Source organism: Streptomyces sp. NBC_00038 (genome assembly GCF_026343635.1).
GTDB lineage: Bacteria > Actinomycetota > Actinomycetes > Streptomycetales > Streptomycetaceae > Streptomyces.
Genome location: NZ_JAPELQ010000002.1, coordinates 828767 through 852456, shown reverse-complemented (window position 1 = coordinate 852456; position 23690 = coordinate 828767). Strand labels below are relative to the sequence as shown.

Annotated in this window: 17 protein-coding genes; 13 read left to right on the top strand and 4 right to left on the bottom strand. The window is 69.1% G+C overall.

What is annotated here, in order from left to right:
• The 11 genes from OG219_RS46960 to OG219_RS46910 all read left to right on the top strand — a co-directional run bounded on the left by OG219_RS46960 (position 1) and on the right by OG219_RS46910 (position 14415).
• Positions 1–1578 carry an FAD-binding oxidoreductase gene (locus OG219_RS46960; protein ID WP_266837768.1) on the top strand — a complete coding sequence of 526 codons (1578 nt, stop codon included), beginning with the start codon at positions 1–3 and terminating at the stop codon, positions 1576–1578.
• 129 nt (positions 1579–1707) lie between these two features.
• On the top strand, positions 1708–2766 hold the full coding sequence (locus tag OG219_RS46955; protein ID WP_266837767.1) for an LLM class flavin-dependent oxidoreductase: 1059 nt from the start codon (positions 1708–1710) through the stop codon (positions 2764–2766).
• Positions 2763–3536 (top strand): alpha/beta fold hydrolase, encoded by a 774-nt coding sequence (locus OG219_RS46950; RefSeq protein ID WP_266837765.1) that lies wholly within the window; start codon positions 2763–2765, stop codon positions 3534–3536. The genes OG219_RS46955 and OG219_RS46950 overlap by 4 nt, the downstream gene beginning before the upstream one ends.
• Positions 3533–4303 (top strand): SDR family NAD(P)-dependent oxidoreductase, encoded by a 771-nt coding sequence (locus OG219_RS46945; RefSeq protein WP_266837763.1) that lies wholly within the window; start codon positions 3533–3535, stop codon positions 4301–4303. Before OG219_RS46950 ends, OG219_RS46945 begins: the two co-directional genes overlap by 4 nt.
• A 59-nt stretch (positions 4304–4362) precedes the next feature.
• Complete coding sequence (locus OG219_RS46940) at positions 4363–5964, top strand: long-chain-fatty-acid--CoA ligase (protein ID WP_266837761.1); 1602 nt, start codon at positions 4363–4365, stop codon at positions 5962–5964.
• A 78-nt stretch (positions 5965–6042) separates the two neighbouring features.
• Entirely contained in the window at positions 6043–8235 is a 2193-nt protein-coding gene (locus tag OG219_RS46935; protein WP_266837759.1) for an acyl-CoA dehydrogenase family protein, read from the top strand.
• A gap of 81 nt (positions 8236–8316) precedes the next feature.
• Positions 8317–9264: a zinc-binding dehydrogenase gene (locus OG219_RS46930; RefSeq protein WP_266837757.1), complete on the top strand. Its 948-nt coding sequence runs from the start codon at positions 8317–8319 to the stop codon at positions 9262–9264.
• A gap of 74 nt (positions 9265–9338) precedes the next feature.
• On the top strand, positions 9339–10100 hold the full coding sequence (fabG, locus tag OG219_RS46925) for a 3-oxoacyl-ACP reductase FabG (RefSeq protein WP_266837755.1): 762 nt from the start codon (positions 9339–9341) through the stop codon (positions 10098–10100).
• Between the two features lie 442 nt (positions 10101–10542).
• Positions 10543–11802: a sugar ABC transporter substrate-binding protein gene (locus tag OG219_RS46920; RefSeq protein ID WP_266837753.1), complete on the top strand. Its 1260-nt coding sequence runs from the start codon at positions 10543–10545 to the stop codon at positions 11800–11802.
• Position 11803: 1 nt separating this feature from the next.
• Positions 11804–13345 carry a sugar ABC transporter ATP-binding protein gene (locus tag OG219_RS46915; RefSeq protein WP_266837751.1) on the top strand — a complete coding sequence of 514 codons (1542 nt, stop codon included), beginning with the start codon at positions 11804–11806 and terminating at the stop codon, positions 13343–13345.
• Entirely contained in the window at positions 13342–14415 is a 1074-nt protein-coding gene (locus OG219_RS46910) for an ABC transporter permease (protein WP_266837749.1), read from the top strand. Before OG219_RS46915 ends, OG219_RS46910 begins: the two co-directional genes overlap by 4 nt.
• Before the next feature lie 81 nt (positions 14416–14496).
• Here OG219_RS46910 and OG219_RS46905 read toward each other — a convergent pair whose 3' ends face one another.
• The 4 genes from OG219_RS46905 to OG219_RS46890 form a co-directional block, all read right to left on the bottom strand.
• Positions 14497–16134: an NAD(P)/FAD-dependent oxidoreductase gene (locus tag OG219_RS46905; RefSeq protein WP_266837996.1), complete on the bottom strand. Its 1638-nt coding sequence runs from the start codon at positions 16132–16134 to the stop codon at positions 14497–14499.
• 71 nt (positions 16135–16205) lie between these two features.
• Positions 16206–17006 (bottom strand): nitrilase-related carbon-nitrogen hydrolase, encoded by an 801-nt coding sequence (locus tag OG219_RS46900; protein WP_266837747.1) that lies wholly within the window; start codon positions 17004–17006, stop codon positions 16206–16208.
• A complete protein-coding gene (locus tag OG219_RS46895) occupies positions 16993–18276 on the bottom strand; it encodes a M20 family metallo-hydrolase (RefSeq protein ID WP_266837745.1) in 1284 nt (427 codons plus the stop codon). Before OG219_RS46895 ends, OG219_RS46900 begins: the two co-directional genes overlap by 14 nt.
• Before the next feature lie 45 nt (positions 18277–18321).
• On the bottom strand, positions 18322–19785 hold the full coding sequence (locus OG219_RS46890; protein ID WP_266837743.1) for an amino acid permease: 1464 nt from the start codon (positions 19783–19785) through the stop codon (positions 18322–18324).
• Positions 19786–19989: 204 nt separating this feature from the next.
• On the opposite strand from OG219_RS46890, the gene OG219_RS46885 reads away from it, so the two are divergent.
• The gene (locus OG219_RS46885) at positions 19990–21138 is read left to right on the top strand and encodes a helix-turn-helix domain-containing protein (protein WP_266837741.1); all 1149 of its coding nucleotides are present in this window, start codon (positions 19990–19992) and stop codon (positions 21136–21138) included.
• A 122-nt stretch (positions 21139–21260) separates the two neighbouring features.
• Positions 21261–23690 carry a SpoIIE family protein phosphatase gene (locus OG219_RS46880; protein WP_266837739.1) on the top strand — a complete coding sequence of 810 codons (2430 nt, stop codon included), beginning with the start codon at positions 21261–21263 and terminating at the stop codon, positions 23688–23690.

Below are 23690 nucleotides of genomic sequence, written 5' to 3'. Positions count from 1 at the left end.
TTGAACACCACCGTAGTCCCCGCAGGTCTGTCGAGAGCAGAGCTCGAGAAGGCCCTTGACGCATTCCGAGCCGTAGTGGGTGACGCACATGTGCTCACCGGTGAGGACGCCCTGGAGTTCCGCGACCCGTTCTGGCACCGGGACTGGCCCCAGTTCGAGTCCTCGGGGGTCGTCCAGCCGGGGTCGGTCGAGGAGATCCAGGCCATCCTGCGCATCGCGAATGAGCAGCGCGTACCGATCTGGACCACCTCCACCGGACGCAATAACGGCCTCGGCGGCAGCTCGCCCCGGGTGCAGGGTTCCGTGGTCGTGAACCTGCGCCGGATGAACCGGGTCCTGGAGATCAACGAGGAGATGGGATACGCCGTCGTCGAACCCGGCGTGACCTGGTCCCAGCTGTACGAGGCCATCGAGGCCGGCGGACACAAACTGATGGTCTCGACTACGGACCTGGGCTGGGGGAGCGTGATCGGCAACTCCCTGGAGCACGGCACGACCTACCTGCCCTACGGCGCCGACTTCCAGGCCCCCTGCGGCATGGAAGTGGTCCTGGCCAACGGCGAGGTGCTGCGCACAGGCATGGGAGCCCTGCCCGGCAGCAAGGCCTGGCACCTCTACCGGCGCGGCCTCGGCCCGACCCTGGACCCGCTGTTCATGCAGTCCAACTTCGGCGTCGTGGTGAAGATGGGCGTATGGCTGATGCCGAAGCCCGAGGTGTACGCGCCGTTCTGGATGCACGTCCCGCGCGAGGCGGACCTGGTCCCGCTGATGGACACCATGCGCCGGCTGCGCATGGACCGGACGATCGAGGGCGTCCCCGTCATGTACAACACCCTCACCCTCGCGTCGATCACCGGAGAGCGGTCGCGCTGGTACGAGGGTGACGGGCCGACCCCGGACCACGTCGTGGACCAGATCGCGGGCGACCTGGGGATCGGCCGGTGGACGGTGCACGGCGCGCTGTGGGACGACAACGCGGTCACCGACCACAAGATCGAGAAGATCACCGCCGCCATCGGACAGATCGAGGGCGGGCGGGTGCTCTTCACCAAGCACGCCCCGGAGGACATCGCCGGACTGGAGAGCTTCCCGGACCGGGTGCTCGGCGGGGCGCCGAGCCTGGAGTGGCTCAGCTTCCTGCGCTGGTACGGGACCGACGCGGGCGCTCACACCGGCACGGGGCTGGTCTCGCCGCTGGAGGGCAACGAGGCATTCCGGCTACACACCCTGCTGAAGAACTTCATCGAGCGGGAGATGGGCCTTGACTACTTCGCCAACCCCGTCCTGATCAACTCCCGCAGTTACATCCACGTGTTCGGAGTGATCTTCGACGTCCTCAACGCGTCCGACAGCGAGCGCGGCTACGAGGTGTGCCGGCGCGTGGTGGAGGACGCGGGACGCGAGGGCTTCGGTGAGTACCGCGCCCACCTGGCCAACATGGACCTGGCGCAGGCGCAGTACAGCTTCGGCGACAACGCCTATCTCCGCTTCGTGGAGAGGATCAAGGACGCCGTCGACCCGAACGGGATCCTGTCCCCCGGCAAGCAGGGGATCTGGCCGAAGTCCTTCCGCCAGTGACCGGCCGGGGCTGAGCCTCCGGTTCGGCCGCAGCCGCACGGCGGGTACCGCCTCGTAAGCCGGTACCCGCCACCTCCCCTCGCACCCCCTCCCACCGCTCTTCCGGTGGGGTTGACCAAGGAGCAACCCGTGCCCATTCAGTTCGGGATCTTCGATCACATCGAGATGAGCGGTGACCAGGGCGTCCAGGCCCTCTACGAAGAGCGCATCGCCTTCCTGAAGCGGGCCGAGGAGGCCGGCTTCTACGGATTCCACCTCGCCGAGCACCACGGCCACCGACTCTCGGCCTCCCCGTCCGCCTCGGTGTTCCTGGCCGCACTCGCCCGTGAGACGACACGGCTGAAGCTGATCCCCACGGTCGTCTGTCTTCCGCTGCACCATCCGGTCCGTGTCTACGAGGACATGGCGATGCTCGACGTGCTGTCCCACGGCCGGCTCGAACTCGGGCTCGGCAAGGGCATCACCAAGTTCGAACACCGGCAGTTCGGCCACGACCCGGAGGAGGCCTCGGCACGCGCCAAGGAGATCTCCGCCATGCTGCTGCAGGCGTGGGAGACCGGCATCATCTCCAGCGAGGACTCCACCTTCTACGACTTCATGGAGATGAAGCTCCCCTTCGAGCCCGTCCAGCACCCGTACCCGCCGCTGTGGACGGCCGGCAACATCGAGGTCGCGGGGCGCGGCGGGCACAACTTCGTGACCACCGGCCCCGTCACGGCCGCGGCGCGGGCGCGCTACGACGAGCTGCGCGCGGCCAGCCGGGAAGCGCCCGGTCACCAGAACCCGCACGTCAAGGACCCGCTGATCGGCCAGACCCAGTCGGTCGTCATCGCGGAGACCGAGGCGGAGGCCAAGGCGACCCTCCGCCGTGCGTGGTCCTACTACCAGGAGTCGATCACGCGGGCCCGCGGCAACGTTCCGCCGCACCTGCAGACCGAGCTGCCCGCCATGGACAACCCGGTCGCCCAGGCCGTCCTCGACCAGGACCCCCTGGAATCGGGCATGGCGGTCGCCGGCACCGTCGAGCAGGTGCGTGACTACTACGTCGAGCAGGCGCGGCGCGGACACGCGAACTACTTCGTCCTCATGATCCCGTTCGGAGACATGACGGCCGAGGAAGGTACCCGCACGCTGGACGCCTTCGCCGAGCACGTCATCCCGGCGGTCCGCGAGGCGGTGGACGAATGACCCTCGCCGGCATCACCATCGACGTACGGGGGCGATCCACGGAGGTACGCGTGGACGGCACCGGCGAACCACTCGTCTACCTGCACGGCGGCGGCATCGTGGAGGGCCTCGACTTCCTGACGGCCCTGTCCGGCCGCTTCCGGGTCGTGGCACCCCTCCTGCCGGGATACGGATCCACCGAACTCGACCCTCCCATCAGCAGCCGGGAGGACGTGGCACGGCACACGCTGGACGTGCTCGACGCACTCGGCATCGAGCGGACGGTCCTGGTGGGCCACTCGCTGGGCGGATGGCGGGCGGCGTACGTCGCGGCCCTGTACCCGGAGCGGGTGAGCCGGCTGGTCCTGGGGGCGCCCTGGGGCATGCACGTTCCCGAGTGCCCGGGGCCGGACCTGGCGTCGATGAGCCCCGCGGAACGCCTCGCCGTGATGACCACCGACCCGCGGATCTACGAGGGGCGCTACCCCAGCGGGCCGGACCCCGAGTTCCGGGCGGCCCGCGAGCGCGAGCACGTGTCGCGCACCCGGATCATGCCCGGCCCCCATGACCCCGAGCTGACGGACACCCTCGCCCGGATCACCGCGCCGACACTGCTGCTGTGGGGCGAGGAGGACAGGGTGAGTCCCATGCCGCACGCCGCCGCATGGCAGAAGGCGATTCCGCAGGCCGAGCTGCGCACCTTCCCCGGCCGCGGACACCTGCTCTTCCGCGAGGACCCGGAGCTCCTCCCGGCCGCCGTGGCCGACACAAGTCAGGAGGCCGGCCGATGACCGGACGCCTTGAGGGCAAGGTCGCCCTCATCACCGGCACCGCGAGCGGCATGGGCCGCGCCGCAGCCGTCCGGTTCGCCCAGGAGGGCGCGCTGGTCATCGGCTGCGACCTCTCCGAGGACGGCAACCGCGAGACGGTCGAGCTGGTGGCGGAGACCGGCGCCAAGATGACCGGCATGGCGCCGGTGGACCTCGGCGACCCGGAGGCCGCGCGTACCTGGGTCGAGGAGTCGGCCGCCGTCCACGGACGCATCGACGTGGTCTTCAACAACGCCTCCTCACCCCGCTTCGCGCCCCTGCCGGACCTCTCGGTGGAGGACTGGCGATACGCCATGCGCAACGAACTCGACCTCGTCTTCTACGTGACGAAGTTCGCCTGGCCCCACCTCGCCGAGCGCGGCGGAGTCGTCATCAACACCGCGTCGACGTCGGCGTACGTCGCCACCCCTGGCCAGGGCTTCGCCGCCCACTGCGCGGCCAAGGGCGGGGTGCTGGCCTTCACCCGCCAGGTCGCGTCCGACGGCGCCCCGCACGGGATCCGCGCCCTCTCGATCAGCCCCGGCGCCATCAAGACCCCCGTCGTCGACCGCAACTACCTCTCCAAGCACCCCGGTGCGGAGCAGGAGTTGATCGACCGTTCGCTGATCGCGACCCGGATGGGCACCCCCGAGGACGTGGCGTCGCTGGCCGTGTTCGCGGCCTCCGACGAGGCGGGCTATCTCACGGGTGTGGACCTTCTCATCGACGGCGGCATGACCGCTCTGTGACCGGCTCCGGCGCTCACGCTCCGGAAGGGACGACGATGTCCGACAGGGAGAGCACGACGATGTCCGACAGCACGACCGACTCGACACCACAGCTGCCGGGCCGCGGCATGACCCTGGCCGACCAACTGGCCCGGCACGCCCGCACGGTCGGCGACGAGATCGCCTTCTGCTGCGCGGGGACACAGCGGACGTACGGTGAGATCGACGAACGGGTCAGCCGCCTCGCGAACGCTCTGCGCGACCGTGGGGTGGGCCCCGGCGACCGTGTGGTCGTGCTCGGGTTCAACACCCTTGAGGTCCTGGAGGCCTACTTCGCCACCTGCCGGCTCGGCGCGATCTGCGTCCCGGTGAACTTCCGGCTGGTCGCCCACGAGATCGCCTACGTCCTCCAGGACAGCGGGGCCGCCGCCGTGGTCGTACAGGACGCGCTGGCGCAGACGATGGCCCAGGCCCGCAAGGAGGCAGGGCACACCGGTCCCTGCCTGGTGTTCGGAGGCGAACACGACGGTTCCGATGAGGACTACGAGGTGGCGCTGCGCACGGCCTCCCCGCACTACGAGGGTGCGCCGGTCGACGAGCAGGCCCCCGCCTTCATCATGTACACCTCGGGCACGACCGGCCGTCCCAAGGGCGCCGTGCTCACCCACCACAACCTGCTGATGCACGCGTTCAGTGTCATGACGCACCTCGGCCTTCCGCCGGACGACAAGGTGTGGCTGGCCGCGACCCCGTTGTTCCACATCGCCGGACTGTCCGGGATGCTGCCCACGCTCATGCGCGGCGGGCGCATCGTCGTCCTCCCGTCCGGCGGGTTCGACCCGGTCGGCGTGGTCGACCTGCTGGAGCGGGAACGCGTGTCGTCCTGCTTCTTCGTCCCCGCCCAGTGGGAGCTGATCTGCGCCGTACCCGGCATCGCCGGACGCGATCTGTCGGCGCTGCGCCGCGTCGCCTGGGGCGCGGCTCCCGCCACGACCACGTTCCTGCGCAAGCTCATCGGCGCGTTTCCCACGGCCTCGGTGGAGACGGCGTTCGGGCAGACGGAGTCCAGCGCCATCGTCACCATGCTCCGCGGCGACGAGGCCCTGAGCAGGATCGGCTCGGTCGGCACCCCGCTGGCCAACGTCGAAGTCCGCGTCGTCGACGACGAGATGAACGACGTACCGCGCGGTGAGATCGGCGAGATCGTCTACCGGGGGCCGGCGGTGATGACGGGCTACTGGAACAAGCCGGCCGAGACGGCGGAGGCGTTCCGGGGCGGCTGGCTGCACTCCGGCGACCTGGGGCGGCAGGACGAGGACGGCTACTTCTACGTGGTCGACCGCAAGAAGGACATGATCATCTCCGGCGGCGAGAACATCTACTGCGCGGAGGTGGAGAACGTTCTCGCCGCCCACCCGAAGGTCCGCGAGGTCGCGCTGATCGCGGTACCCGACGAGAAGTGGGGCGAGACGCCGCTCGCGGTGGTCGTCGCGGGGACCGAGGACGACCCGCCCACGCCCGCCGAACTCGTCGCGTGGTGCGCGGAGCGCCTCGCCCGCTACAAGCACCCGCGCCACATCGCCGTGGTGCCGCTCCTGCCGCGCAACCCGAGCGGCAAGGTGCTCAAGACCCAGCTGAGGTCCGACCGCGAGGCCGGACGGCTCGACATCCGGCAGGCCTGACCGCACCGGAACCATCCGGAGGGCCTGACAGCACCGGGACCATCCGGTCGGCCCGACCGTGCCGGAACGAGGAGAACCATGAACCGACAACGACCGGACGGGAAGACGCCGGCGAAGACATCCGGCGCTTCCTGGGGCGGCATGGACGCCGCGGACCTGGACGCCCTGCGCGAGTCCGTACGTGGAGAGTGCTCCCGTCACTGGCCGACGGCCACGGCTGCCGAGGGCGGTGACGTCACCGCGCTGTGGGCGGTGGCCGCCAGACAGGGCTGGACGGATCTCGCCGGCCGCGAACTCACCCCCGCCGCGATCGCCGTACAGGAGGAACTGGGCCGCGTCGCCTGTCCGTTGCCCGTCGTCGACACCGCGCTGGCAGCGGGCGTGTTGGAGGACCGGGGTCACGGCTCCGCCGTCCGCGAGATCGCGCGGGGCTCCCTCCGCCCGGTCCTGGCCCATGTGACGCGGGGCCGGGAGGGCGGCGAGACCGTCGCACGGCATCTGGAGGCCGGGACCGCCGCCACGCACGTCCTGGCCGTCGACCAGGAGGCGGGCCTGCTGGCCTGGCACGCCCTGGAAGATGCCGTCGTAACTCCACTGCCCGGGCTGGCCGTTCCGGCCTGGTCCGAGGTACGGCTGTCCGGGCCGCCGGAATGGACCGCCAAACTGGAGGACCACCCCGACCTGCTCCTGCTACGGCGCACCGGCCTGGCCGCCCGCGCCGTCGCGGCCGTACGACGCACCCACGAGCTGGCGGTCGAACACGCCTGTCAGCGCGAGCAGTTCGGCAAGCCGATCGGCACCTTCCAAGCGGTGTCCCACCGGCTCGTCGACGTGGAGACCGCGCTGACCGCGGCCCGGCGGCTCCTGGACCACGCCATGGTCCTGCTCGGCAAGGGCGATGAGCAGTGGCGGACGGCGGCGGAGATCCACCTGGAGTTCGTCACCGGAACCCTTGCAGAACTCCAGTTCGACGGACACCACACGCTGGCGGCCGTGGGCTACTTCGAGGAACACGAGGCGCCCTGGCTGTTCCGCCGGGCCCACGCCGATCTGGCCGTACTGTCGGCAACGGCTGGAACGACGGGTGTGGGGGACCAACTCCTCGACGAGGGCGCGCGGTTGCCGGACTTCGACCTGGGGCCGGAAGCGGAGCGGATACGCCGGGAGGTCCTCGACGCGTTCGCGCCCTGGACGAACGGGCCCCCGGCCGGCCTGAGTTCATGGGACGACGCGGCGCGCGCCGTCCTACGAGACCGTGGCTGGATAGGTGTCGGCTGGCCCCACGAGGTGGGCGGCGGCGGGTTCGGCACGGCCGAGGCGGCAGCCTTCTCCGAGGCGATCGCCTACAGCGACCCCCCGGTCGGCAACATCTGGATGGGCATCAACTCCATCGCGCCGATGCTGATCAAGGCCGGATCGCCCGGGCTGCGGGACCTGCTGCTGGAGGAGATCCGGCGCGGCGACCTGTCCGTCGCGCTCGGCTACTCCGAGCCCGGCGCGGGCTCCGACCTGGCATCGCTGCGCACTCGCGCGGAGCGGGTGCCGGGCGGCTGGCGGGTCAACGGCCAGAAGCTGTGGGGCACTTGCGTGCCGGACTCCCGTTTGATCGTGCTCGCCGCCCGGACCGCACCGGAGGCCGCCCCGCCGCACGCGGGGATCAGCCTGTTCCTGGTCGACCTGGACTCCCCGGGCATCACCGTCCAGCGGCACCACTCGCTCGGCGGCGACGTGTCGGCGACGACCTTCTGGGACGACGTCTTCGTCCCCGAGGACCGGCTCATCGGCGAGGAGAACCAGGGGTGGGCGGCCCTGAGCGTCGCGCTCGCGGCCGAGCGGGTCCTGATCGGTGCCAGTGTCATGAAGGCCCACCGGGCGTTCGACCGGCTCGTACGGCTGGTGTCCGAGCACCCGGAGCTGGTGCCGCCGAAGCGCAGGGCTGACCTGCGGCCGGAGATCGGCCGCCTGGCCGTGCGACTGCAGGCGGCGCGCGCCCTGGTCAACGCCGCGGTCGAGGCAATGGCCTCAGGAGACGGTGCACGAAAGGAGGCGCCGATGGCCAAGATCTCTGCGACCGAGCTGGCCGAGAACCTGAACGCCACCGCCGTCGCACTGCTCGGCCCGGACGCCCTCTACCACCACGGGGCCGAAGGCGCGGTCGGCGACGGGTACTTCGAGGAAGGTCTCCGCGCCTCGATCATGGGCGTGATCGCCGGCGGCACCGGCGACATCCAACGCAACCTCGTCGCGCGGGGCATGGGGTTGCCGCGCTGACCGAGCGACTCGGCATTCGTCTGCACTCGTTCACCCCTGTTCGTACTCGTGATTCGTACTCGTACAAGGAGCGCTGCGCGCATGAAGGCATGGCAGTTCACCGCGGTCCATGAGCCCCTCGTCCTGAACGAGGTGGCGGAACCCGTCGCCGTCCCCGGCGAAGTAGTGATCGACGTCAAAGCCGCCGGTCTGTGTCACTCCGACATCGGCATGCTGGAGGACGAGAACTGGCCCCGTCACGGGAGCAAGAACCCGATCACCCTCGGCCACGAGATCGCCGGTGTGATCGGCGAGGTGGGCGAGGGCGTCACCGAATGGAAGACCGGTGACTCGGTCAGTGTCTTCCTCACCTACGCGTCCATGCCCGGCCACGAACGGGACGGCGGCTACGCCCCCAAGATGCTCGCCCGCGCCCAGGACCTGATCCGTGTTCCCGCAGGTGTCTCCTGGGAGCACGCGGCCGTGGGCGCAGACGCGGGTGCATGCTCCTACCACGCCCTGGTCGGCGTCGGTCAGGCCAAGCCCGGCGACAAGGTGGCCATCATCGGCTTCGGCGGTCTGGGACAGATCGCCGCGCGGATCGCGGTCCTCAAGGGCTACGAGGTCTACGTCGCCACGCGCAACCAGAACGTCTGGCCGCTGGCGAGGGAGGTCGGCGCCAAGCGGGTCGTCAGCGACATCCGGGAACTGGCCGACGAGCAACTCGACGTGATCGTGGACTTCGCGGGCGCCGGCACGACGACGGCGGCCGCCGTGGACACGGTCCGCCGCGGCGGACGGGTCGTCCTCCCTGGAATGGCAGCGCTGGAGACCACGATCAGCACCAAGTCGCTGATCATGAAGCAGGTCACCCTGGTCGGCGCGCTGGGCGCCTCGCCGGACGCGCAGCGGGGTGTGTACGAGCTGATGGCCACCGGCGAGCTGAGCCCGGTCACCGAGACGATCGCCTTCGAGGAGACCGCCACGGGCCTCGCCCGGCTGTCGAAGGGCGGACTGGACGCGCGTCTGGTCGCGCGCATCGGGGACTGAACCCGACCGAAGCACCGGGCTCGGGACTCGGAGCCCGGCGTCCACCTGATTTTCGATCCGGCAGGAGAGCCGACATGAGCACCCACAACGAACGCGTCGCCATCGTGACCGGCGCGGCCCGCGGAATCGGCGCCGCTGTGGCCCGGCGTCTGGCGCAGGACGGTTTCGCGGTCGCCGTACTGGACCTCGACGAGGCCGCCTGCAAGCCGGTGGTGACCGAGATCGAGCAGTCCGGCGGCCGGGCCCTCGCGGTGGGAGTGGACGTCGCCGACGAGCAGGCGGTGCAGTCGGGTGTGGAGCGGGTGGCCGAACAGTTGGGTGCGCCGACCGTGCTGGTCAACAATGCCGGTGTCACCCGGGACAACCTGCTGTTCAAGATGAGCACACAGGACTGGGACGCGGTGATGGACGTCCATCTGCGCGGCTCCTTCCTCATGACCCGCGCGACCCAGCGGTACATGACCGAGGCGAGGTGGGGCCGGATCGTCAACATCTCCAGCGTCTCGGCCCTGGGCAGCCGAGGCCAGGTGAACTACTCCGCCGCCAAAGCCGGCCTCCAGGGGTTCACCAAGACCCTCGCGATCGAGCTGGGCAAGTTCGGCGTCACCGCCAACGCCATCGCCCCGGGTTTCATCGAGACGGAGATGACGGTGGCCACCGCGGCGCGGCTGGGCATCGAGTTCGAGGACTTCAAGAAGGCTGTCGTCAGCACCATCCCGGTGTCCCGCGGCGGCACACCGGCGGACATCGCCCACGCGGTGTCCTTCTTCGCCGGCGAGGCCGCCGGTTATGTGTCCGGACAGGTCCTGTACGTCGCGGGCGGCCCGCACGGCTGAGCCGGGGGCGGGGTGACAGGTAAGGCGGGCCGCTGGGTTCCTCCGTGTCGCGATGACAGCGCGGACGGTGTCGAACCCGGTGGCCCGACCGTTTCTGGAACGCCCCGGATCCAGAGTCCGTGTTTTCTGAACGACTGACGCAATCTTGTTATTGATCATTTCTGGTCTCATTGCGCTTCCTGTCCCGGGTGCCGTTGTCCTATTCCCTCTGACCGGTGCCCAGTTGGGTGATCGACTTCTTGGTCGCGCCGTGTCGTAGGGCCGCCAAGGCATCGGCGAATCTAAAACAAATAACGCTATGGCGACGTAAAAGTGTTGTTCTTTGGCTGAGCTGCCCCTATCGTCATCCGCGTCACGTGGTCCCTCACCGACGACACGTGGCCTCCATGGAGACGGCATCCCAGTCAGGCTCATTCCACCTGCGACGAGGCAGGAGAGGTACATGAAGGTCGCTGTACAGCCAATGGCCCGCAATCGACGGGCGTCTCGCTGCATCACTCTGACAAGTTCCCTGGTCGGCGCGCTGGCGCTGGCCACGCTGGCCGCATGTTCGTCCGGCAAGGCCGATACCGCGGCCGCCGGCGCGACCACCGGGGGCGGCGACTACGTGTCGCAGTCGCGAGCGCTGCTCGACAAGGCGGCCCAGGGCGCGGTGACGGGTCCCTCGTTCGGGACGGTCGCCGCCGACAAGCTCGTGGCATGGAAAGCGCAGGACATGCCCACCCCCAGCGCGCTGCCCACCGGCAAGAAGATCAAGGTGGCAGTGGTGTACGCGTTCCCGGTGGGCAGCCCGGTGTACCAGACACATCTGATCGAGAAGATCGGCCCGAAGCTCGGCTGGGACGTGAAGGTCTTCCAGGCCGCGACCCCCACTCAGCAGGGCGCGCTGGCGGCGATGCAGCAGGCGATCCTCTACAAGCCCGCCGCCATCGTCGCCCCCGTCGTCCCGGCCACCTGGATCGCCCCCGCGCTGACCAAGGCCCATGCCCAGGGCATCCACACCGTCGGCATCCACCAGGACACGTCGGGTGGTGGCGGATTCGACGCGTACGTTCCCGCGGCCGAAGGAGTCCAGAAGGCGCTCCTCGCGGCCTGGGCGGTCGCGCAGAGCAACGGCAAGGCGAAGACCCTGGTGGTCAGCGCACCCGGTTTCAGCGACGCCAATGTCCCGGCGGCGGAGAAGTACCTCAAGGGCTGCTCCGGTTGCTCGACGAAGAGCATCCAGTTCAACCCCGACGTCTTCATCGACCCGACGAAGACGCAGAGCAGCGTCGCCGCGGCCCTGGCCGCGGACCCCGACGTGGACTACGTGCTGTGGCCGAACGGGTCCGCGCCGCTGCCGGGTGCTCTGAACGGCATCAGCGCCTCCCGGAACCGGGACGCCAAGCTCATCGTCAACACCGCGGGGCCCGGCAGCATCCAGCTGCTCAAGGACGGCAAGCTCCCCGTGGTCGTGCACCATCCCGAGGCCTTGCTGGCCCTTGCCGCGATCGACCAGGTCAGCCGGCTCGCCCAGGGAGAGAAGCCCTTGGCGGAGGACGCGCTGAGGCTTCCGATCACGTACTGGACGAAGGAAGACACCTCGGCTCCGGACTACGCCTCGATCACGGCGGCCGAGCTGAAGGCGAACGACTGGCTGTCCTCGTACGAGAAGGCCTGGAACGTCTCTCTCAAGGACACGGTCCTCGGGGTCAGGAACTGAGATGACCAGTGAGCACCCGCTCAACAGCGCTTCGCCCAGCGGCAGTTCCGTCGCCGAGCCGGCGGTCGACGCGGTGGGCCTGCGCAAGGTGTACGGCCCGACCACGGCACTCGCCGGAGTGGACTTCCAGGTCCGCGCCGGTGAGATCCACGGCCTGCTGGGAGAGAACGGCGCGGGCAAGTCGACGCTGGTACGGCTCCTGGCCGGCGTCGAACGACCCGACGACGGAGAGCTGCGCTTCTTCGGAGAGCTCGCCTCAGGAGGCCCCGGCGAACGCCGGGGAGCGGGTCTCGCCTTCATTCATCAGGATCTCGGACTCTTCCCGGAGTTCTCGGTCGCGGACACGATCGCTCTGTCCAGTGGGTACGTCCGGCGCGCCGGGCTGATCGACGAGTCGGCCTCGGTGGCGGCGGCGCAGGCCGTGGTCGACCGCCTCGGGTTCGACTGCGACGTGACCAGGCCCGTGGGCGAACTGCCGCTCGCCGACCAGACCCTGGTCGCGGTGTGCCGGGCGTTGGCCCACGGTGCCCGGCTCATCGTGCTCGACGAACCGACGGCATACCTCGAAGCCCGCCAGGCCAGGAAACTGTTCGACCTCCTGGCCGGATTGCGAGCCGACGGGGTGGCCTGCGTCCTCATCACCCACCGCAGCGAGGACGTCCTCCGTGTCTGCGACCGGGTGACCGTCCTCCGTGACGGACGAACCGTCGCGGTGCGTACCGCGGAGGAGCTGTCCGAGACGGAGCTCATCCGCCTGATCACCGGCAGAGGCGACGCCTCGGCAAAGGCGGTACGACGGGAAGGGATGCGCTCGAACCGATCCGCGAGGCTGACCGCCGAAGGTCTGCGCGGCCGGGGCTTCGGACCGGTCTCGCTCACCCTCCACGAAGGTGAGGTGCTCGGGCTGTGCGGACTGGCCGACGCGGGCCAGTTCGCGGTCGGCCGGACTCTTGTAGGGGACATGCCTCTCGGCGCAGGCACCCTCACCCTCGGCGGGCGCCCCTACCACCCGAGCGGCGTGCGTGCGGCGCTGGCGGCCGGGATCGGATTCGTCCCGGCCGACCGAAGGGCGGAGGGCCTCGCCGCCTCCCTCACCGCGGCGGAGAACATGCTGATGAGCCCGCCCGGACCGTGGTGGCGCCGGGTGCGCGGGAAAGCCGACGAATCGACCTGCCGCCGACTGCTCGAAACGTTCCGGGTGTCGCCGCCCCTGGCCGACCGCGACGTCTCCACCTTCAGCGGCGGAAACCAACAGAAGATCCTGCTGGCCAAATGGCTGGGCTTCGACCGCCGTCTGATCATCCTGAATGAACCGTCAGCGGGCGTCGACGTCGGTGCCAAGGCGGACATCCACGAGGAGATCCGCTCGGAGTGCGAGACCAAGGGCACCGCGGCCCTGGTCATCACCACCGACTTCCAGGAGATGGTCGACCTGTGCGACCGCGCCCTGATCATGCGTCGAGGGCAGGTCGTCGGTGAACTCGACGCGTCCCGACTCCACGCCGACCTGCTGACCGAGATGGCATACGGAGGAACGCTATGACCGCCCCGATCCGAGCGAGCGCGCCGAGCGCCGCTCCGCGACGTCACCAGCCGAGCTCCGGGAGCGTCGGCGTCCTGTCGCACCGCCTCGGCAGGTACGGCCTGCTCATGCTGCTCGTGTTGACGCTGGTTGCCTTCAGCCTGGCCCGTCCCGAGGAGTTCGCGACCTGGGACAACGTGAAATCCACCCTCGACCAGCAGACGCCCGTGATCATCGGTGGTCTCGCCGTGATGATCCCGCTGCTGACCGACTCCATAGACCTCTCGGTCGCGGCCAACATCTCGATGGCGAACATCCTGGTGGCAGGCCTCACCACGAACGAAGGGTTGGCGACCCCGCTCGCGGTCGTGGCCGCGATCCTGGCCAGCACCGTCGTCGGCCTGATCAACGGCCTGATCGTCGAGCGACTGCAGGTGACCTCGTTCGTCGCCACGCTCGGCATGGCGACCCTGCTGAGCGGGGTCGGCCTGGCCTACAGCGACAGCGCGGACATCCTGACCGTCCCGGACGCCGTCACGTCGATGGCCCGTACCGAGACGCTCGGGCTGCCGCTCTCCGTCTACTACGGCATCGTCTGCATGCTGGTCACGGCTCTGGTGCTCCGTTACCTCCCCGTCGGGCGGAAGCTCCGCGCGGTCGGTGCCAACCCACGGGCCGCGGCACTCACCGGCATCCGACCGGGCCTGTTCCGGGTGGCTGCCTTCACCTTCGGGGGCACCCTGGCGGGCGTCGCAGGCGTCGTACTCACCGGCCAACTCGGCTCGGCGACAGCCTCGGGCGCGGCGAACAGCCTGCTCCTACCGATCTTCGCCGCGGTGTTCCTGGGTTCCACGGCCTTCACACCCGGCAGGCAGAACGTGCTCGGCCTGTTCGTGGCCGTGCTGTTCCTGGCCTTCGTCTCCTCGGGCCTGGTGCTGCTGGGTGCACCACTGTGGGCGTCGCCACTGGTCAATGGCGCGGCACTGATCCTCGCGGTGGCGCTGTCCGCGTGGGCGCTGCGCATCCGCGCCCGCCGGTTCCGCATCCAGCAGCTCAAGCAGTTGGACCGTGAGGAGAGTGCGGCGCCCTGAGGAGAGAATCTCCACTCCGTGGCCTCCGTTTGCCCGGGAGCCTCCCATCCGGAGGCCCCCGGAACCTGATGGATACTCGGCCTACGGCAGCCTGATCGGCCTGAGTTCCTCGAAGCGGTCGCCCGGTCCGGGATTGCCGGCCGTGGTCTTGCCGCCGAGCTGCGTCAGCACGCCCCACACCGCGTTGAGCCCTGTCGTGACGGCGCCCTCGGCCCAGCCGCCGGTCCATGACACGTCGTCGCCGGCGAGGTAGATGCCGCGGTGGGCCGGGTCGAAACCGTCCTGCATGAAGTGGGTGTAGAGACGTTCCTGGTAGCGGTAGTGACCGGGCAGGTTGTCGCTGAAGGCGCCCATGAAGTTGGGGTCGTCCTCCCACGAGATGGTGACGGGGTCGCCGATGATGTGCGAGGCGATGTCGACGTTCGGGTAGATCTGCTTGAGGGAGTGCAGCATCAGCCGTACGCGCTCCTCGACGTCCAGCGGCAGCCACTTCAGTGCGTCGTCGTTCCAGGTGTACGACAGACAGATCAGCGCGGGCCGGTCCGGGCCGTCGTCGAGGAGGTACGTGCCGCGGGTCAGTCGGTCCGTCAGCGTCGTGCTCATCACGTGCTGCCCGGTCTCCAGGTCGACGTCCTTCCAGAAGGGGCGGTCGACGACCACGAACGTCTTCGAGGACTGCATGTAGTGGGTGCGCTCGATCGCCGTCCACAACGGGTGGCTGAACAGTGATTCGTCGGTGTCGATCCGCGCGGACAGCAGCCAGGACTGGCAGGTGGCGATGACCGCAGGGTAGGCCGAGGTGCGGCCCCATCGGTCGGTGATCTCGATGCTGTTGCCGGGCCCGTCGATGCGCCGGATTCGTTTGACCGCTCCGCGGGGCGCGCCCCTGTGCAAGGAGGCCAGGCTGGTACCGGGCGGCCAATGCGCGAGCTGATCGGGTGCGCGCTGCCACAGGCTCTGGGGCAGGAGCTGCGCGCCGCCGAGGATGCGCTGCTGGTCGTCCTCGGCGTTGACGTACACCACCCGCAGGATCTCCAGCATCGAGTCGGGGAAATTGGTGTCCCAGCCGCCCGTGCCGAATCCGACGAGCCCGAAGGCCTCCCGGTACTCGAACGGCAGCGCCGAGAAGGACTTCGACGTGGCCAGGTAGTGCGAGAAGGACACGTCGTCGAAGAGCGGGACCAACTCGTTCCAGAGCTTCTTGACCGTGGCGTAGTCGCGGTCCGCGATGGCCCGCTGCATCGCGCCGAAGTGGGCGCGCTCCTCCAGGCAGTCCCGCCACGCGGCGCCCACGTCGTGGAACATCTGCGGCAGGTCGGCCGGGGACTCCGCGTAGTGCCGCCGGCCGGCCATCTCGATCACGGTGCTGTCGGAGGCCGCGGTGAGCGGGTTGGGGAACGGCTTGGTGTCGAGGCCGAGCAGGTCGACGTAGTGGAAGAACGCACGTGCCGAGCGGGGGAACCGCATCCCGCCGAGGTCGGCGACGGGGTGGTCGGAACCGGGCTGGCGGGCACCGCGCAGCCTGCCGCCGAGCTGGGCGGACTCGTACACCACCGGCTTCAGGCCCAGTTTCATCAGTTCGTACGCGGCGACCAGACCGGACATGCCGGCGCCGACGACGGCGACCTCCGTCCCGTGCTGCTCGGCCGGGACCGAGCCCAGGCCGTCGGGGTGGGCCAGGTACTCGTCGTAGGGGAAGGGGAAGTCGGGGATCAGCATGCTGACTTCGCGCGAGGGCGTGTTCACTTGGTGTCCTGAAGGGCTCGTGCCGGGGTGGGATCCGGCGCGGGTCATATGAGCGAGGAGGAGAGGTAGTCGGTGTCGCGGCGGGCGTCGAGCAGGATGCGGCGGTCCACGTCGGCCACCACCAGCTCCTCGTCGCTCTCGCCGGCGGCGACGCGCCGCCCGTAGGGGTCGCTGAGACCGCTGAGCCCTGCGAAGCCGGGCCCGGCGTGGTTGGCGTAGGCGATGAAGAGCTGGCTCTCCAACGCCCGGGTGGGGACGACCATGCCGGGCACGAGCCGGGTGTCGAACGGTGCCGGCCGCCCGTCGGCAGACGGACGCAGCGGTACGGCGGTGGGCACGCACAGCAGGTCGGCGCCGGAACGCGCGACCGCACGCGTGAACTCGGGGAACTCCACGTCGAAGCAGATGCCGAGCGCGATGTTCACGCCGTGCAGGGGGACGACCCGGGGCTGCTCCCTGCCGGGCGTGAACACCGCGTTCTCCGCCGGGCCGAACAGGTGCGTCTTGTGGTACCTGGTCAGTTCCAGCCCGTCGCCGTCGAACAGCGACGCGCTGACGAAGCGTTCGCCGTGCCGGTCGTCGACGGTCGAGGCGACCAGGGCCAGCCCGGCCGACCGCGCGATGTCCGCGAGCGACCGCCGCTGCTCGTGGCCGTCGACGTCGGTGACGGCCACCGGGTCGTAACCGCTGACGAACAGCTCCGGGGTCACCAGGAGTTGCACGTTCCGCGACCGGGCAGCGTGCGCCGCCCTCTCCAGAGCCGTGAGGTTGTGGTGCGGGTCTCCGACGATGCCGGTGGCCTGCAGGATTCCCACCCGCAGGCGCGCGGGCTCAGCGGGTGTCATCGAGAGCGCCTTCGCACAGCCGCCGTACGACCTCGGTCAGCACGTCGACTCCGGCGCACAGGTCGGCGTCGTTCGTGAACTCGCCCTCGTTGTGGCTGACGCCCTCGACACTCGGGACGAACAGCATCACCGTCGGGACGACGTCGTTCATGTTGATGGAGTCGTGCCCGGCCAGCGTGTGGACGGGCCTGCTGGTGAGGCCGAGGGCGTCGGCGCACTCGCGCGCCAGGTCCACACCGGCGGCCGGGTACGGCCGGACACCCCAGGCGTGCGAACCGCGCACCTCGATACGGACGTCGACCTCGTCCTCGATCAGCTTGATGCCGTTCTCCAGCAGCTGCTTGGCCTCCGCGAGGACCTCCTCGTCCGCCGAGCGCAGGTCCATCGTCAGGTCGACCCGGCGGGCGACCACGACGGGGGAGTTGGGCAGCACCGTGAACTGGCCGACGGAGGTGTGCAGGACGCCGGCGGGGTAGCGGTCGGCCAGCTCGCGCAGCAGAACCACCAGGCGGGAGGCGCCGAGTACGGCGTCCCGGCGGTCGGCGATGACGGTGGACCCGGTGTGCGCCTGCTCGCCGTGCACGGTGACGGTGAACTTCTCGGCGGCCCAGCAGGAGTCGACGAGCCCGATCGTGGTGCCGGAGTCCTCCAGGGAACGGCCCTGCTCGATGTGGATCTCGGCGCACGCGGCGGGCACCGGCCCGGTTCCGGTACCGGTGTGCCCGATGGCGGAGAGTGCGTCCGCGACCGTCACTCCTTCCGTGTCCCGGATGGCCAGGGCGTCCGCGGCCGTCAACTTCCCGGTATAGACGGAGCTGCCCATCATGGACGGGGCGAACCGCGACCCCTCCTCGTTGAACCAGTCCACCACCGCCAGGTTGTACTTCGGCAGGTGCCCGGGGGCGCGGCCCGAGGCGAGCCGCCGCCCCGCGTGCAGCGCCGCCGCGACACCGTAGGCCCCGTCGAACTTGCCGGCCAGGGGCTGACTGTCCAGGTGCGAGCCGACCAGGACGTACGACGCTCCCGGATTCCACTCCAGCAGCCCGAAGACGTTGCCGATCGCGTCGGTCTCGACCGTGAACCCGTACTGGCTGAGCAGAGCGGTGAACCACGCTCGCGACTGGGCGTCGGCGGTGGTCGCGGCCTGGCGGTCGACACCGCCGCCGGGCGTCTCGCCGATACGGCTCAGCGAGCGGAAGTCGCGCAGGAACAGTTCGGAGTCGGTGGCGGAGCCCAATGTGGTGCGGGCGTCGGTTCGCTCAGTGGTCATGGGGGAGTTCTCCTCGGGAGGGGACGGTGGGTGAAGGAGGTGATGTCACTGGCGAGTTGGACCGGTCTCGGACCCGGCGGGGCGACGGTCGGCCGCGAGGGCGAGGGCCCGGCCGCGCACCCCGAACCAGCCGGCGATCAGCGCGGGGACGATGACGAGGAGCGTTCCGACCGTGAACGTCCCTACCGGGTAGTCGAACAGCATCAGCACGAGGACCCCGAACAGGAACAGCAGCGTCAGGTACGAGGTCCAGGGGGCGCCGAAGAGACGGAACGCGGGGCGGTTCACCCTGCCCTGCTGTGACCAGCGGTACAGCCGCAGTTGACACAGCACGATGGTCGCCCAGGTGCACAGGATCGCCAGGGCGGTCGCGTTGATCGCTATCTCGAACGCCCGCTCCGGGACGAAGGCGTTGAGGCCGACACCGAGCAGGGCCAGTACCGCGGTGAAGAGGACGCCCCCATATGGCACGCCCTGCCCGCTGAGCCGGCCCATGAACCGGGGAGCGGTGCCGGAGCGGGACATCGAGCGGTAGATACGGCCGGTCGAGTACAGACCGGCGTTGAGGCTCGACAGCGCCGCCGTGAGCACCACCAGGTTCATCACGCCGCCCGCGCCGGGCACACCGATGCCGTTGAAGAACGTCACGAACGGCGACTGGCCGGCCCGGTAGGAGTTGTACGGCAGCAGGAGCGCGAGCAGGGTCGTGGAGCCGACGTAGAACACGGCGATGCGCCAGATGACGGCGTTGACCGCACGTGGCATCACCTTGGCGGGGTTCTCGGCCTCGCCGGCCGCGACGCCGATCAGGTCGATGCCGGCGTAGGCGAACACGACGCCCTGGACGATGATCACCGCGGGCAGGAGCCCGTTCGGCAGGATCCCTCCGTGGTTGGCCACCGTAGAAAGTCCGGCGTCATGTCCGTCGACCGGGAACCCGGCGGCGAGGAACACGGCTCCGGTCACGAGGAAGACCACGATCGCGGCGACTTTGACGAGGGCGAACCAGAATTCGAGCTCGCCGAAGAAGCGGACGGACACGAGGTTCGCGCAGGTCACGACGAGCAGCGCGGTGAGCGCCAGAAGCCACTGGGGGACGCTGTGCAGGGCCGGCCAGTAATGGAAGTACGTGGCGACCGCGGTGATGTCGACGATTCCGGTGAGAGCCCAGGAAATCGAATACACCCAGCCGGAGACGAAGGCGGCCTTTTCCCCGAAGAACTCGCGGGCGTACGAGACGAAAGACCCCGAGTTCGGGCGGTGCAGCACCAGTTCGCCGAGCGCGCGCAGAATGAAGAACGCGAAGATTCCGCAGAAAGCGTAGACGATAGCCAGCGCCGGACCGGCCGATGCCAGTCGGCCCCCGGCGCCAAGAAAGAGACCGGTGCCGATTGCCCCGCCGATGCCGATCATCTGGATCTGCCGGTTGGAAAGCTGCTGCTGGTAGCCCGACGAGTCGCCGCTGGAGTCAGCGGGACGGGTTGACTGTGGGCCTGTTTCGACAGCCACGAGCTCCTCCTTTTCACTGCACCGAAGGGTGCGCACCGGAAGAGTGTCAGCGGCGGTTGGGGCGGACAATGAAAATGTGCACCGTGCACGGCGCCAAAAATTTGGCCTCTGCACAATGGGGGTCGGGCGATTTCCGTCGGCGGCCACCGCTACGTAACATCACGGGACCGCGTGGCATGTGGCAGCGGTGGAAAGGAGACGCGCGTGTCCGACCACGACACGGAGCGATGGGACGACGTCATCGAGCGCACGCGCGGCCGACTGGACGCGATGGTCGAGCAATTCCTGGCCCGGACCATGGTGGACCCCGCGTACGCCGACTCGGCCCTGACAGCGGAGGATCTGCGCCGGACCAGCGTCCAGTCCTTCACGGCCATCCTCGACAGCCTGCGCTCCGACGGGACCGCGGACGTGCTGACCTCCATCGCCGAGCCGATCGGCACCCGGCGCGCCCGGCAGGCCGTCCCCCTGGACAGCCTGCTGCGTGCCGTCCGGCTCGACTTCACCGTCCTGTGGGACAACCTGGCGGACCCCTCCTGCGGCGCCGATCCGGCCCTCCTGGTGCGCAACGCCGGACGGGTGTGGGCCACGGTGGACGCCTTCGCGGCCCATGTGCAGGAGCACTACCTCGCGGAACAGGTGGCGATCGAACAGGCCGACGCCGACCTCCAACGGCAGTACCTGTCCCAGCTGTTCGGACCGATCCGGCCGACCGGGGCCGCGCTGGACCGCATCGCGGGAGCGCTCCGCATTCCCAGGACGGGACGTTTCTGTGTGGCGGCCACGTCCAGGGACGACGGAGTCACCACCCGCAGAAGACTGCGGGCCATGACCCGCCGGGACGACAGCTTCCTCACCTACGACATGGGACACCACACACTCTTCATCTGGCCGGCGGCGCAGACCGCCCTGGCCGGACTCCCGCCCACGGCCAAGGAGTTGTTCACCGACATGGCGGTCGCCGTCGCACCGGTGGCCCGAGGACTCGTCCGGGTCCGGGAAGCTGCCGCGGCGGCCAGGGAGATCATGACCGACCTGCCGATGGACAGCACGGGTGTCGCGACACTGTCCGACCGCTGGAGATCCGTGACACGGCATCTGCTGGCCGGCGTCGGTTGTGAACTCGGGCAGATCGTCTTTCCGTATCTGGACACATGCACGAAGCTGGAAAGGGCGAAGATTCTCGAAACGGTCCGAAAATATCTCGAAACGGGCAGTCTTGGAGACACCGGCCGTGCCCTGAACTGCCATCGCAACACCGTGCTGAACCGGCTCAACGCCTTCGAGAAGTACACCGGGCTCGATGTGCAGCGGCCCTATGACGCGGCTGCCGTGATCATTTCCCTGGAATAGGGGAAGATCTTGAGAATCTTCGTTCTTGCTGGTCGGATGTGCTCTTCGGTTGTCTGGCCACCCATCGGACACCAGGCTCCCTGAAAGTGCGGGCCGCCTTGCCATCCGGAGACCCCAAGCCCATGGTGGGTATTGTCTGCTTATGCGGCAGAAAGGTCAGGAACGCCATGGACGGATCCGGCCAGGAGATCGGCTCGCTCACCGGCGCTCGTGTCGACACGTCCGTCGCCATCGCGGTGACGGACCGGGACGGCCGGGTGACGTACTGGAGCAGCGGGGCGGAATCCCTGCTGGGATACACACCTGCAGAGATCATCGGCAGGTCGGTGGCCGACCTGGTCACTGCTGATGGCGCGACGCTGCACCGTGACGGGCGGCACCTGGACACGCGAGTGCACCTGAGCCCCTTGCTCGACACCGATCGGGAGGCGGCATACCTGGTGACGGTCTACCCCGGTCAGCTGTCGGGTGCGTCCCCGGACAGTTCACTCATGCGGTGGATGTTCGAGCAGCACCCCGCCCCCCTCGTCGTGTACGACCGCGACGCAAGGGTGCTGCACGGAAACGCGATGATGCTGAGGACGATCGGCACTTCGGAGGGCGAAGCCCGTGGTCGACGACCGACCGAACTCGTCGACGACAGCGTGTCCGAGGATGTGGAGCGGCGGATCCTCCGGGTGGCCCGAACAGGGGAGCCGGAGTTCACCGAGCCTTTCGTCAGGCTCCCAGGAGAGCCCAAGCCGCACGCCTGGGCCGTCGATATCTTTCCACTCAATGACGCGGCAGGCCGGATCCGCGCAGTGGGCTGGGCGGCATCCGACTACTCCCAGCAGTACGCCTCTCGGGAGCGACTCGCCCTGGTGAGCGAGGCCCGGACCTGTATCGGCTCCAGCCTGGACGTGGTGACAACTGCCCGGGAACTAGCGGAAGTTGCTGTCCCGCGCTTCGCGGACCACGTCAGCGTCGATCTAGTGGAATCCGTCTTTGGCGGTGAGTTGCCCGCGCCCACCATCCCGCTCAATCCCATTGTGCTGCGCCGTGCGGCCCATCGGTCGGTGTCGTCGTGGCCGCCTGAGACCGAACCGAGCCCCGGAAAAGCACACAGCCATGGCCCGTCTTCACCGGTCGCCCAGTGCCTTGCCAACGGCAGCGCAGTGCTGCACTACGTCAAAGACGTTGAGATCGCTCCTTGGCCGGCCGACGAACACTTTCCAGCGGCGCTTGCCGAGTCACTCGGGACGCACTCACTGATCGCAGTGCCGATCCGCGCCCGGAGCACGATCCTCGGGGCGGTGCTCTTCATCAGGACTGCCACCTCTCGCGAACCTTTCGGCCTCGACGATCTCGCCATCACCGAAGATCTGGTTGCGCGGGCCGCGGTTTGCCTGGACAACGCCCGCCGGTTCACCCGCGAACGCGGAATCGCGCTCGCCCTCCAGCGGAACCTGCTGCCGCAAGGGCCCATCGTGCACCCGGCCGTCGACACGGCCGCCCGCTATCTGCCTGCGGGGGGAGGCAGCCAGGCGGCCGGCGACTGGTTCGACGTGATTCCTCTGCCAGGGGCGCGGGTAGGCCTCGCCGTCGGTGATGTCGTCGGTCACGGCATCAACGCGTCGGCGACCATGGGCCGACTCCGCACGGCGGTGCGTACCCTTGCCGACATCGACCTGCCGCCCGACGAACTCCTCACGCATCTCGACGACATCGTGACCCATGCGGCGGACGACCAGGACCCCGACGCCACCGGAGAGATCCCCGGTGACGTCGGTGCCACTTGCCTGTACGCCGTCTACGACCCAGTCTCCAGCACCTGTTCCATGGCGACGGCCGGCCACCCCGCTCCGGTGCTGCTCTCCCGGGACGGTGCCAGCAGTGTCATAGACCTGCCCGTCGGCCCCCCGCTCGGCCTGGGCAAGCTGCCCTTCGAGGCGACCGAACTCACCCTTCCCGATGGGAGCTTGCTCGCGTTGTTCACCGACGGGCTCCTTGAGACCCGTGTGCACGACATCGACGAAGGACTCCGCGACCTGTGCCATGCCCTGGAGCAGCCCGCCACCTCGCTCGACGCACTCGCCGACGACATCCTGGAAACGCTGAGCCCCAAAAATCGTGGTGACGACATCACCCTGCTGCTCGCCCGCACACGGGTCCTCGACCGGCACCATGTCGTCTTCTGGGACCTACCCAGTGATCCAGCCACGGTTGCCGAGACACGCAAGCGGGTCCACGACCAACTCGCTGTGTGGAGCCTGGAGGAGGAGGCGTTCACCACCGAACTGGTCGTCAGTGAACTCGTCACCAACGCCATGCGCTACGGTCAGCCGCCCATCCAACTTCGGCTCATCCGTGACAACAACCTCATCTGCGAGGTCTCGGACAGCAGCAGCACCGCCCCACACCTGCGCCGCGCCCGCGTCTTCGACGAAGGAGGCCGCGGCTTGTTCCTCGTCGCTCAGCTCACCGAGCGATGGGGAACGCGCTACAACCGCACCGGCAAGACCATCTGGGCCGAGCAGGCCATCCCTGTTGTGACCACGGACCAAGCCGCTTGA